Origin of the sequence: Paenibacillus sp. ACRSA (assembly GCF_022346845.1) — a bacterium.
In the GTDB taxonomy this organism is placed as follows: Bacteria; Bacillota; Bacilli; order Paenibacillales; family Paenibacillaceae; genus Paenibacillus.
In genome coordinates this window covers 222,624-236,327 of the sequence record NZ_JAKRNP010000009.1, presented here as the reverse complement: position 1 = coordinate 236,327, position 13,704 = coordinate 222,624, and the positions used below count along the sequence as shown (strand labels likewise).

Annotated in this window: 6 protein-coding genes; 4 read left to right on the top strand and 2 right to left on the bottom strand. The window is 45.2% G+C overall.

Features of this window, described 5'->3' with window-relative positions; genetic code table 11:
* Positions 1-135 precede the first annotated feature (135 nt).
* Positions 136-2,121, top strand: coding sequence for a glycoside hydrolase family 127 protein (locus tag MH215_RS22805; RefSeq protein WP_239293463.1), 1,986 nt, complete (start codon positions 136-138; stop codon positions 2,119-2,121).
* Positions 2,122-2,222: 101 nt separating this feature from the next.
* On the opposite strand, the gene MH215_RS22800 is transcribed toward MH215_RS22805, so the two are convergent.
* On the bottom strand, positions 2,223-3,146 hold the full coding sequence (locus tag MH215_RS22800; protein WP_239293462.1) for a helix-turn-helix transcriptional regulator: 924 nt from the start codon (positions 3,144-3,146) through the stop codon (positions 2,223-2,225).
* Positions 3,147-3,497: 351 nt separating this feature from the next.
* On the opposite strand from MH215_RS22800, the gene MH215_RS22795 reads away from it, so the two are divergent.
* The gene (locus tag MH215_RS22795; RefSeq protein WP_239293461.1) at positions 3,498-10,829 is read left to right on the top strand and encodes a DUF5695 domain-containing protein; all 7,332 of its coding nucleotides are present in this window, start codon (positions 3,498-3,500) and stop codon (positions 10,827-10,829) included.
* Positions 10,830-11,002: 173 nt separating this feature from the next.
* Here MH215_RS22795 and MH215_RS22790 read toward each other — a convergent pair whose 3' ends face one another.
* The gene (locus MH215_RS22790) at positions 11,003-12,322 is read right to left on the bottom strand and encodes a hypothetical protein (protein ID WP_239293460.1); all 1,320 of its coding nucleotides are present in this window, start codon (positions 12,320-12,322) and stop codon (positions 11,003-11,005) included.
* A gap of 136 nt (positions 12,323-12,458) precedes the next feature.
* Here MH215_RS22790 and MH215_RS22785 point away from each other — a divergent pair, with 136 nt between their 5' ends.
* A complete protein-coding gene (locus MH215_RS22785; RefSeq protein ID WP_239293459.1) occupies positions 12,459-12,833 on the top strand; it encodes a DUF2750 domain-containing protein in 375 nt (124 codons plus the stop codon).
* A 37-nt stretch (positions 12,834-12,870) separates the two neighbouring features.
* On the top strand, positions 12,871-13,632 hold the full coding sequence (locus MH215_RS22780; RefSeq protein ID WP_239293458.1) for a pentapeptide repeat-containing protein: 762 nt from the start codon (positions 12,871-12,873) through the stop codon (positions 13,630-13,632).
* Positions 13,633-13,704 lie beyond the last annotated feature (72 nt).

Genomic DNA, 13,704 nt, shown 5'->3' with positions numbered 1-13,704 from the left:
TGATTTAAATCATGGGTTATAGTCCGCCGCGTATACAAGGTTGTAATTATGTAAATTTCAGTTGGAAATGATGATTTCACCCTGATGTAATGATTTGTAAAATGAGGATATTAAGTAGAACAAGGAGAGGTTCCCATGACAAAACCAGATGTCCCGCATCATCCTCAGACACCAGTCTATAGTCACAAAATCAACGATCCATTCTGGTCGCACTATATTGAGCTGGTTCGCAATGTTGTTGTTCCCTATCAGTGGGAAGCGCTCAATGACCGTATTGAAGGAGCTGAACCTAGTCGAGCCATTCGGAATTTCCGCATTGCAGCAGGGGAGGAAGAGGGCGTTCATTATGGCATGGTATTTCAGGACAGCGATGTTGCGAAATGGATTGAGGCAGCGGCATATCTGCTCTCTGCGAAGCCCGACCCTGAACTGGAAGCCCTTGTGGATTCCGTTATTGAGACCATAGCCATGGCACAGCAAGCCGATGGTTATCTGAACACGTACTTTACCTTACGTGAACCTGGGGCGCGCTGGACGAATCTCGCCGAGTGCCATGAACTTTATTGTGCAGGACATATGATTGAGGCTGGTGTGGCATATTATCATGCCACGGGCAAGCGCAGGCTGCTGGATGTGGTTATTCGCCTGGCGGATCATATAGGCACTGTGTTTGGTACTGATGCGGGACAATTGCCAGGTTATGATGGGCATCAGGAGATTGAACTTGCGCTCTTCAAACTGTATGAGACGACACAGGAAGAGAAGTATCTTGAATTGAGTCGTTATTTCCTGGATCAGCGGGGAGCAAGTCCACATTTCTTTGTAGAGGAATGGGAACAAAGGGGGCGTTCCATACATTTTGGCGAATTGGACATGGTTCACCGGCACACCTATTCTCAGTCCCATCTCCCCGTTAGGGAGCAGTCGACAGCAGAAGGCCATGCAGTTCGAATGGTCTACATGTGTGCGGCTATGACAGATGTAGCTGCAGAGACGGGAGATACATCGCTGAAAGAAGCCTGTGATCGGTTATGGAGCAACATCGTAAGCAAGCGAATGTACATTACGGGAAGCATTGGTTCATCAGCCAAAGAAGAAGCATTTACAGGCGATTATGACCTGCCGGGAGATACAGCTTATGCAGAGACCTGTGCATCAATTGGTCTGATCTTTTGGGCTAAGCGTATGCTGCAATTGAAGCAAGATAGTCGGTACGCGGATGTTATGGAGCGAGCTCTGTATAATACGGTGATTAGTGGAATGTCCCTGGATGGCCAACGTTTTTTCTATGTGAATCCACTTGAAGTTGATCCGGAGATTCAACGTGTAAATCCTAATTATGCTCACGTGCGAACACGCAGGCAAGGATGGTTTGGTTGTGCCTGCTGCCCGCCAAACATTGCACGATTACTTGCTTCCTTAGATCAATATGTGTATACCCCAGCCGTGGAACAGGCTACGTTGTATGTGCAATTGTACATTGGCGGAGACGCGGAATTTACAATTAAGGATAGAAGAGTAGCTCTTTCCATGACCTCTGACTATACCTCAACCGGAGAAGTGAAACTAATGGTTCGACCCGATTCCTCGGAGGGGATGGCGTTTACAATAGCTTTGAGAAAGCCGGATTGGTGCGAGAATGCTGAACTGTGGATCAACGGGAAGAAGACAGAACCAAGTGAGTTTACTTATGAATCCGGTTATATGAAAGTGACTCGTACGTGGAAAGGCAGTGATGAGATCTTGCTTCACTTCCCTATGGAGCTGCTGCGAATGAAAGGGCACGAATACATCAAATCCACTTTCGGAAAGGTAGCAATACAGAGGGGACCATTTATGTATTGTCTTGAAGAAGTCGACAATGGCCGCGGATTGCATCGCATTCAGCTACCCCAATATGCTCCGTTTTCTATTGGTAGCGGGGAGAAGATGCCTCTGGGGGTGCCAGCACTTACAACTATGGGTCAGCGGATGGTATCCCAAGGAGATTGGGGAACGCATTTGTATCGCAGTGATGTTCAATGGGATATCCATCCTACGGAGCTTCGCTTCATTCCATACTTTACTTGGGCCAATCGGGATGAAGGAGAAATGAGCGTTTGGATTCGGGAATGCGAATAAAAGGACTATGTATCTAAAAATAAAAAGGAAAGCGTCTGATCAACCTAGAGATCACGTTACAGGATAACGTAATTTCTGGTGAGCGGACGCTTTTTTATTTTTCAGAGCATCGGTCCTGAATGAGTCGTCGATTTAGTTTCTGTGTTTGTGAACTTGCTGCGGAAGTTGGAAGGAGAGATGCCCTCTCTTTTGGCAAAACAGGAAGAGAAGTAGGATACATGATTGAAGCCAATCTCTTCTGCGATCCGGGCAACGGGCCAGGCCGTTTGCAGCAACAGCTTTTTGGCTTGTTCGATTCTGTAATGTAGCAGATATTCCATGGGTGTCATCCCATACACTTTCAACATACTGCGTGCGAGATAGTTTGGGTGGTAGTTGAGTTCCTTTTGCAGCATCGGATTGGAGATCGGTAGAGGGTAATTGTGACGGATGTAGAGTTCAACTTTCTCGGCAATCCGAATGGCGGCAACGTCGGAAAGTGAGGACAGCCCAAGATCCAGATGCTGCATGAATTGCTGAAAAGTCGCCTGTCGCTTCCAGTTGCGCATGGACTGAGGCTCCTGATCAAGCTGAGAGAAATGCTCTAACAGATCCATATCTTTAGTTGTAATACGTATATGTTTGGGGATGAAGATGGAGCAGACATCACAGTGATTTAGATACGCGTTTACCTTATGTGTCTCGATTAGTTCTGCTTGGTTGGCCAGGCATTCGTCCATGCTCAAAGACTCTCTCCAGCTACCATAGGTTTGAAAATGAATCCAGATCATTTCCGTTTTCGTCCTACATGCAGCGTAGCCGTAGTGGTGACCATCTGGCTTAAGAATAAGTGCTTCTCCTTGCTCAAGAAGCCATTCTGTCCCGTTCTCACTAATAGCGAGTGAACCTCGTGTAACGACAATTAAATCAAAGACACCGATGTCACTGCGGCTGATGTGATATTCACCGGCTTCGTAATAAGCACGTCCACAATCTATAAAATAGGGAATAGGCGGCGTGATGAAATGAAGAATGGACGAGTCCAATCGGGCACCTCCGATCAGGTTGAAATATTTAAAATTCATGTTGGCATCGAGCATTTATTTTTTATGATACAACAAGTATCATTGAAAATAAAGCGCTTACGAAACTCACTTTTCTTTCAAAAAAGGAGTCAGATTACAACCTTGGGAAGGGGATTGCGCATGAGGAAATGTAGGTATGGTTAGGGGGATGTCATCTTGCAGTGGTAATGGCTTAAAGGGTCTACTTTAAACGAGAGCATGCACGTCATTTCTATTGATCGGTCAAAAGCATTTTGTAGAGGGCACTTTACTTACCGGTTTATAAGAATTAATCCCCTAATGGATATGATCACATATGTACAGGAGGTTATTATGACAATGATTTCGAAGAAGTGGAAGTCGCTTACGCTCGCGCTGCTACTGGCATTTTCAAGTCTGCCATTGCAGGTTAGCGCTTTGCCTGAGGTCGCCGCAGCTGCAGTTAAGAGCGGTATTTCTAATGCGAGCCTGTCGGCCAAAGTTGGGGAATTAGGTCAGATTGAAGAGCTCTATATCAACAACAATCCTACCAATAAGCAGGGGGAGCCAATCAATTTCGTCCTACCTAACACGACATCACCGCAAAATGGTACTCAGCACCAGTGGATGGGGGAAATGATCTTCTCTTACCGTACGGGTGCCAGTGGACAATTCCCTGACAATAGGGACGGCTTCGTAGAAGTTGATACCAATAAGATATTGGCCGCCGGAGGATCTACACAGTATTCGACGATCAATCCTAATAACCCTTATATTAACCAGACAGCATCAGCAGATGGCAAGAAGGTAGAAGTCAACTTTATTGGACAGAACCTGAACTCTACGGGTCAGCGTGTAATGAAAGGATTCGATGTAAAATCCGTATTCGATATGGAGACGAATGACGGTTCAATGCTTTGGGAAATTACGGTGAAGAACAAGAGCAATCAGTATATAGAATTCGGGGATATCGGCTTGCCAATGCCTTGGAATAACAAATATCAGACCCTATCCGATACTTATGATGACCGGGTAACGGTACATAATTTCGCAGGTGCTGACAGTGGATATTCTTATGCCATCCGCACAAGTGGTGAAGGGAACTTTATGCTGTTCACTCCGGTGCCGGAGAGCGGGGCGCGGATCGAGTATGTGGATTACTGGATGCATGAAGCAGGGGAATTACGTGCTACAGATACCTTTAAGAATTGGACTGGGGACAGTGGTGGTTGGTATCCAGGGCTGAACGTGCTCTATATTCACTCCAAAGATATTCAAAAAACAGGACGTGGATACTATACCGATGCTTCAAGCCTCGTCCTAGGACCAGATGAATCCAAAACGTATAAGTTCAAATTCTCAGCGATCCGCGGAGGCGACAACACGCCGCAGGAAAGCGCTCAAAGCGCAAATAACAGCTCGACCTCGATGGAAGACCGTGAAGCCAATCTCCGATCCATCCTATATAAATCAGGCATGATTGATGCTGTAGCTGTGCCGGGCTTCCAGACGGCGATTAATATGCCTGTAAAGCTAGACCTGCACTATGACGATAGTATCGTTGATGTACAATCCATCGATATTCTGAATGTGAATGAGAATGATCCGTTTGATGAAGCGCATATTCCGAATATCAAGCCTGGGAAGAGCAGAAAGGAAATGGTTGACAACTCGCGGAGCGGACGTGGTTTGCCTAACGGGAACCCTGGCTATAACGAATCAATTGAGTTTGTGGAGACTAAGATCGTAAATGGTGAACAGCATCATATCTATTCACTTCAGTTCGATTCGATTGGTAACAACAGCGTTCGTATTGAATATAAGTTGAAGAACGGCAACGAATGGGTAGATAAATTCACTCAATTCGAGTTCAATGTTCTAGCTGAGTTGGATGCAATCTCGGATGCGCATTCCGAATTTATGGTCGAGCAAACACAGGACAATGACCCGGAAAGTCCGACTTACGGTAACTATTTCGACTGGTATCTTTCTAGCGGCATGGATCTCAACATAAATCATTGGGGAGATGACTGGAGCCATGACAACATCAACTTCATGACAATGAAGAACTATATGGCTCCCAACCCGGATGAAATTCGCTCTATTGAGACTTACCTGATCGATTTCATGTGGGAGAGATACATGAAGAATACGCAAGACAGCTATATCGTTGCAAATTGGCTAAAAGACTCTGGGGCATATACTGACAAAGATAAGCCCTATACACGTACATTCTCCGAAATCATGGAAGCAACCGGATTCTTCAACATGTACCGGATTCAGAAGGCGTATCCCAATCTAATTGAGTACCGAGAATCACCTCAGTTTTATCTGGAGAAGGCATATAACATCTATTATAAGCGTGTTTCGACTGGAGCCATCGGATTCTATGGCGAGCAGCAAATCCCAGATATGATTGAAGCCTTAAAGGAAGAGGGGATGCAGACCGAATCAGCCAATCTGCAGAAGAAGTTTGCTCTCGATAAGGGACGGAATATGACTAGAGCTACTTATCCTTACGGCTCGGAATTCGAATATGACAATACTGGCGAAGAAGGGGCTTATGCAGCAGCGAAGGCGCTACGTACGTACTATCCAGCAGACGCGCTCGCAGGTGCAGCCGAGAAAAGTATGGAAATGGCCGACTGGAAAACACGTGCTATGCGTGGGATACAGCCTACTTGGTTCCATTATTCAGTCCCCGTCTTCCGCGGCGGTGAAGGTTGGTGGAATTTCCAATATACTGCGTCTCTAGCAGGGTACATCATGGATGACTGGCTCCGATACGAGAATGATGACAGATCGGCGGAGCAGAAGGCAATTGCACAGCAGCGCAATTATTCGGCGAAAATTTCGAATTTCAATGCTGTCAATATGGGTCAGATTTCCGCTAATTCAGTTGGCAGCACATCCTGGAGATATTCGATGTATAAGGGTGGAACTGGAACTAAAGACGTATACGATGGCGGCTCACGCGTCATGAGTAACGGCTGGAATGACTTTTCGGGTGAATCGGAAGAAGGTCTCTATGGTTCCCTACTCAGCATCAGCTCGGATATTGTGACAGATCCCGTATTTGGGCTGTTCGGATATGGGGCGCTGGTGACTGACGAAGGAGACAGCTACAACATTACGCCGAAAGATGGTTTCGGCAAGCGGATCAATCTAATAGATGAGAAAATCTATTTGGAGCTGGAAAGCGATAAAATAGAAAGCGCAGAAATTCAAAAAGATGGTAAGGGCTATACTCTTCAACTTCTCAACGTTTCTGGAAAAGAGCATACCTCACGGATTTCGTTTGATGGGGTGGGGATGGAGAATGGCTACTATACTTTGAAGCTGAATGGTGAAAATGCCGGACAGTTCTATGTTAAGAACAATGCAGGCGTTGCGATGTTCCAGATGGGCAGCGTGCAGAGAGCTGAATTGACCATTGAAAAGTCATCCGGCGGTGAAAATGAAGCTCCACAAATTACTGTAGAACTGGCGACACAACAGCCGCAGGCGTTAATTCCATTTATGCTGAATGGAATTGTAACCGATGATGGCGCGTCAGAAGGGACACTGTCTTATCAATGGGAAGTCGTCAGCTCGCCAGAAGGCGGCAAGCTAACTTTTAATCATCCCAAAGCAAGCATTACACAGGCTACAGGTACCATAGAGGGAACTTATAAAGTTAAGCTTAGCGCTAGCGATGGAACACTGACTGGTTCCAGCACGGTAACCTTTGAGCTGGCTTCGCCACCTGATAAACAGCCTCCAGCAATTGGTCAGGTGACTGCGGTTCAGGATGTCAGCAATAACAGTATCGTGGTATTGTCTGGTGAGGCCATTCCAGACCCTGTGCATGGCGAGGCAGAAGAACCACAGTTGAACTATACCTGGATCGTGAAGCAAAAACCTGAGGGTTCAGCGGATATTTCTTTTGTGGATGGTGACAGGGCATTGGCCTATGCGCGGGTGAATAAAGCAGGCACTTACGTGTTTACTTTTAGTGCGGCAGATGGAGACAAAAAAGCTACCAAGGATGTAACCATCGAGATCATGGAAGATACAGTTGATGCTTACCGGGCACTCAGTGTAGTGACCAAGAAGAATATTGTACCAGAACTTCCTAGAGATATTTATATTCTGTCAGAGGACGGCTACATTCAGCAGGAAATTAATTGGGAGACTATTGAGGCCAGCAACTATGCTAGTCCAGGCCAATTTGAAATCAAAGGAAACGTCAAGGGTAGTGCATTGGAGGTTCGTGCTACCGTATATGTTGTGGATACAGGGCTACAGAATGCGGCTCTGACAGCTAAAGCATCCGCCAGTTTCTCTGGTGGCGATGGATATCCGGAGGCGATGAATAACGGTATTGAACCTAGGAACTCTGCTGATTTTTCACCGAATCGCGGTGCCAGCAACAGTTCATGGCATAACTGGGGAAGAGAAGGAGATCCGGCATGGGTGACGTATGAATGGGATCAGCCATTCCTGGCCTCTTCGATGGATGTGTATGTGTTTCAGGACAATGGCGGCAACTTCCGTCCGAAGGATATGCAACTTATGCTTCGCGGCGAAGATGGGAAATGGTACACCCCACGGGACATAAAAGGACTTGGCAATGAACTTAATAAATACAATACAACCACCTTTGAGCCCCAATATATTACAGGAGTTCGGATGGATATGAAGCCTTCCGTTAATGGCAGCGGTATTCTGGAATGGAAGGTAAACGGCTATACTAGCGCGGTAGATAAGTCAGAACTGATCAAGGTCTATAATTATGTAAATACATTAAATGCATCGAACTTTATAGAACCAGGCCTTGCGCTAATTGAAGCGGCGAAGACAGAAGCTTCTGCTGTAATCAAGAATATAAACGCCACAGACGGAGAAATAAGCATGGCGTTGGAGAAACTGCTGACGGAGTTGCATCTGCTCAGTCCGAGAGAGGGCAATATGGCTTTTCTCGCAAATGCTTCGTCCAGCTACACCTCACCTTGGGAGAGTCTGGCGGCAGTGAATGATGGTAAGAAGGAAGGCAACAACATCCCGCATTGGGGAACCTGGGGACATGAAGGCACAGAGGAGTGGGTGCAATATGAATGGCCTCAGGGTGTCACTATCCAGAGTTCGAATCTGGTGCTGTGGTCAGACGCAGGTGGGATCAAGCCGCCTACCCAAATTAAGTATTCCTACATCCCAACGGATAGCGCTACCAATGAATGGGTAACCGCAGGAACGATTACGGAAGGAATCAGAGTGGTTGAACATTCTCCGGCAGAATCCTCCAATCCGCACACATTTGATCCGGCGCTGGAGGTAAAGGCGCTGCGGGTTACCCTGACCAAGCAATCTCGGGCGGGAGATAGCGGTGTAGGCTTATGGGAATGGGAAGTTCACCGGACGGTATCTATGCCTGATCGTGAGGCTCCAGTAACACCAACCGGGGTGGCACCGACCTTTCTTCATGGAGATGACGGCAAACTAATTGGTGTTACAAGCGAAATGGAGTATAAGAAGGAAGGCGACGAAAATTATACTACAATTGCAACAACTGAGGTTATAAGCCTCTCCGCAGGTAAATATTATGTCCGTTATATGAAGACCGGTTCGTTGAATGCCAGCCTGGATAAGGAAGTCGTTATACCAGAAGGGCAGACACAGGAGCAGGTTGCACCAGATCCGAGTGGGTGGGTAATCTCACATGCCGATTCGGATACCGAGACGAAAGGCAACATTGAGGGTTTAAATGATACGATGGAATACCGGAAGCTCGGCGAAGAGGAATATGTACTTGTTATAGGTACAACGATCAGTGATCTGAACCCTGGCAGTTATCAGATCCGGTACGCAGCCACAGACAGCCTAAAGGCAAGTCCGCCAGTAACAATAGATATTCGTAACGAAGCCAAGGAAGACAGAGAGGCTCCATCAGCAGAAGCACTGATCATTACACCACCTTCAGTGGCAGGTGGAAATGATGGCAGAATCGAAAATGTGTCGGTTGATATGGAATACCGGAAGATGGATCAAGATGGTTACATGCCTGTCATTGGAACCAGCATTGAGGGCCTTGAAGCCGGCAACTACGAGTTTCGGTACGCTGGAACAGAAACGAGCAATCCAAGCCCAACTGTCCTAATCATTGTCCCTGAAGGGATCAAGCAGGAGCAGAATCCACCGTCCAGTGAAGAGGTCAAGGCTGTAAATGTCAGTGCAGCGGGTCTTAAGGACGGTAAGATTACTGGTGTAAGCCCTGCGATGGAATATCGGCAAGGGGGAGGAGACGCTGTCGACTGGAGGGCAATCACAGGCTCAGAGATTACAGGTCTTGGCAACGGAATCTACGAAGTGAGATATAAAGAAACGCCAACTCATTATGTGAGCTCATCCCTTACTGTTGTTATCAGCACTCCAGTTGTCAATCCAGAACCACCGACGGAAACACCGCCGTCAACAAATGCACCTGTGTCAATCACCACACCTACTTCGACACCGACTGTGACTCCTGAAAACATAAAAGTCGAAGCAGAAATGATTAAGATTTTGGCACCAAAGACGGATAGCAAAACCGGTATAGCTAAAGGAGCACCCATCCGGCAGACAGACATTAATAAGGCTCTTGATCATGCGCAAGCGAATGGCAGCAATGTTAAAACGATTGTAGTGGAGATACCGAAAGCAGAGGGAGCGAGGTCCTATGCAGTTGAGCTTCCTGCAGTTGCACTAACCGCAGATCATGGCAATATCAAGATAGAGATAAATACGGAATTTGGTACCATTACCGTGCCTTCTAATATGCTGAAGTATGTATCGGGTGCAAAGAGTGTGGAACTGGTACTGAGCCGGTTAGATTCTCCAAAGATTCATTCAGAAGTAAAATCAGCTACAACGAGCAAGCCTGTTATTGCATTTAGTGTTCACTTAGATGGAGTAGAAATGGTAGCCCTGATTGTACCTGCTGAAATCAGAGTGCCATATACTCCTGATGTTGAAGAATTGGCTAATTCCAAATACCTTACCGTTTCGTATATGGCTGCAAACAGTACGTTTGTAGAGCTACTGAATGGCAGATATGACAGCGATCTACAAGCCATGGTGTTTACAGGTGCAAAAGCAGGTGAATATGCAGTTGTGTATACTAAGAAGTACTTCAATGACGTTATCAAGGATTCGTGGTATGCACCAGCTGTTGAAACAATGGCGTCCAAAGGATTCATCGAGGGAACATCAGCTACAAGCTTTAGTCCCGGCCAACAGGTCACAAGAGGTGAGTATCTAGCTTGGCTAGTAAAAACACTGGGGCTTAAAGCGGAGGTTAACACCACATTTGGTGATATTGAGCGAACGGATCTCTATTATGACGAAATTGGCATCGCCAAAGCACTCGGAATCGCCCTGGGCTCAAATGGTAGCTTCTATCCGGAAACCGAAATTACTAGGCAAGATCTGGCTGTGCTAACTATGAGAGCTTTGCGGGCAGTAGACATAACCGAGCAGACGAGTACAGCCGAGGATCTCAAGAGATTTACAGATGCTGTAAATGTAGCTAAGTACGCCGTGGATGATATGGCTGCGATGGTTAATATGGGCTTCATCAATGGGCGAAGCAATGCCACCTTGAGCCCTACCGGAACGACAACCAGAGCAGAAGCTGCTCAGGTTCTGTATAAGATTTTCTTGCAATTATAATACAAATAAACGACCTTGAGCCTCTTCTTATAGAGCCAAGGTCGTTTCTTGTTCATTCCCCAAACCAAGATTATCTCATTGCAGGCGAATCATTTGTTGACCTGCATTACCATGTGCAAAATCTAAGGCAGCCCTTCGCGAGAGTATTCATGAGAATGCCTAGATTTGTGAGGTTACAGGCTATAATTGATGCCTTCGTTAGCACCTGTGCGGGCGTTAATGTAGACGCGAGTAACGCCGTCAATTCCTGTGACGGGAAATGCATATACGAGCTTATCGTTGTAGATTTCCAGTTTTGGCTTACCGGAAACCTTTACTATTGAGCTAAGCTTCATGGAAGCTTGCTCCATTGTCAGCTTCGGGTGAAGCTGGAAGGTTTTATTATAATGGGAGAAATAACGATATGCATCAAATTTCTTCAACGCACCAGTACGCGAATCAAATTGCCATACAACTTTCATCTGCGGAATGGGAACGTGCTCCCGAATCGGAATATACGTGAGATAAATGGAGCTATCATTTAACTTTTTCGCTACTAATGTCATCCTTTCGTCAGACCAACGCGACATCCAGTTGTCGGCAACTGCGATAGCTTGCTCGAAGTCCACAGATTGCTCTACAGCTGCTTCATTAGAGATCGAGCCGTTGCTTGTTACTTGCAGCACGTGACCACTTTTACTCAGCGTTGCAGTATAGGAGCTGGTTGATTTCCCATTGTTGTCCGATAAATTGAAATCCATGACTTCTCCGTACTGGGGGCTACTTCCGCCAGAGGACATGTGGACGAATTGCTTACCTGCGCCCTTATTCCATGCCTCGCCCATGAAAATCTTTGCTTTGGCCGCAAGTTCTGTAGCCTTATAAGTGGTTTCACCAGCGAACACGGTTCCAGGCTTCAGAGGTATGTAAGGATTCTGGTTGTACAGGAATTCGTTAAAAGCTTTATTGCCATACGTAGAGACCGAGTCGAGTTGAGACAAAGCCTCTTCCATTTCGGTCGCGACCTGTTGTACATCTGATATAGAGGAATCAACAGATTTATGTCTCATTTGTTCGAGATACGGCAGAGCGGTCTTTGCAAACTTTCTCAGACGCGCAATTTGTTCTAATTGATCCGCGTTGAGTGAAATTTCCTTTTCACTGGCAGAATATGCCAAATAACGGCTGGCATCCGTGATAAACGACTCAAATGACCAAATTTGAAAGTTCATTGTAACGGATCCGATTCTTACATATTGCAAGATATAATTGGCGTTTTCAATCGCAGATTGAAGTGCTAATTGACGATCTGTAATTGAAGATGCTGCCAGGGACTCCGCAAGCGCATAGTCAAATTCTCGCAAGTAGATCGACTGCATATGCGACCAGTATTGCGTATTGCTCTGTTGCTGCTGCTCAAATTGTCGATTACTCTGATGCTCTGTAAAGCTGAAATACGCGCCTGCTAATGTCGCCACACAAAGTAGACTAATGATGGATTTGCTGAGATTCATGTCCATTAAAACTCCTATCTTTGTCTTCATAATGCTTATAAACTTTAACAAAGATGAGAACACAGTTTAATGAGTAAATTTTACCAATACAAATCGTTAGTCTAAGGAACCGTGTTTTAGATACTTAGGAGGAACTATGAATCAGAAAGAATTTGAATTTGTCATCAATTTGCCTGCAAATATTCGTTATGAATACTTCATTAAAAAAGTTGTAGATTCAGAAGAAGTGTGGGGTCTCTATGAGAATGGGTGGTCAGTTACTGAAGATGATAAAGGTAATAAATTAGTTCCATTTTGGCCTAAGAAAGAATTTGCTGAATACTGTGCAAGTGATGATTGGGGAATTCATTCAACTAAGATGATAAATTTATACGAGTTTATTGACGAGTTTTTACCTAATTTGAAAAAAGAGGGTTTTCTACCTTCGATATTTTTTAATAATACTGATTCTGCTTTATTAGATGTTGATATACTTATTGAGGATTTAAAATCAGAATTCGAAAAATACTAACCATAATTCTAGATGAAGAAATGATAGGGTGATAGGGATGAGAAGACTTGAGTCTGGAATGTCAGTAGACAGCGAATGGTTTACTGATATTGTCAGGTATGAACACGAAACGATAAGTGGATCGACTATAATAAACTCGAATGTTGGCTTACCGATATTTTGGAGCTGTAACCTGCATCATCTAGTATTTGATACCTGCGATCTTACGAATGCGAAATTTTTTGCCGGTAGTACGATTGATCATTGTACATTTATTCGTTCCGACTTGCGCTCAGTTGGCATTGCCCAAGACGAAGCTATTTTCACCAATTGCGAATTTTCCTCCTGCGATATGAGAGGCATGACATTGGAGAATGCTACGTTTATCGACTGTACTTTTGTTAAATGTAGATTCAATGACCGGATTTTACAAGTGGCAAAAATCATCAATTGTTCCTTCACGGGTAAGCTAGTGGATATCACGTTTGAGGGAAATGGCAGACAAAAGCTAATCGCCAATTTTGAAAATTGTATCCTTGATGGTGTTCGCTTTGTGGGCTGTGACCTGACACAATGTATTCCACCAAAATCCAAAAACCATCTGTATGTTGAACAGGTATCTGCACGTGTAAAAAATGCTTTGACGAAGATTGAGTATGACATCAATCTATCTGACGATGATCGGAAGGTACTAGTACGCAGTCTGCGCAAGCTTGAGCAGATGGAACAGTATATTTTCAACACGGCACATATGAAGAAAATATATGGTGGTGTTTTTGTTGAGCGATTTTTCAGTAGTCTGGAATGTAACAATGCGTAAACCCCAAAAATAGAAATTATATGCGATAGTGCCGGAAGAAGTGATGATTTGAAAGGAGTTCGCTAGAGAACA

Coding starts and splice junctions, on each gene's coding strand:
- MH215_RS22805 (WP_239293463.1), top strand. CDS start 136: ATGACAAAACCAGATGTCCCGCATCATCCTCAGACACCAGTCTATAGT.
- MH215_RS22795 (WP_239293461.1), top strand. CDS start 3,498: ATGACAATGATTTCGAAGAAGTGGAAGTCGCTTACGCTCGCGCTGCTA.
- MH215_RS22790 (WP_239293460.1), bottom strand. CDS start 12,322: ATGAATCTCAGCAAATCCATCATTAGTCTACTTTGTGTGGCGACATTA.
- MH215_RS22785 (WP_239293459.1), top strand. CDS start 12,459: ATGAATCAGAAAGAATTTGAATTTGTCATCAATTTGCCTGCAAATATT.
- MH215_RS22780 (WP_239293458.1), top strand. CDS start 12,871: ATGAGAAGACTTGAGTCTGGAATGTCAGTAGACAGCGAATGGTTTACT.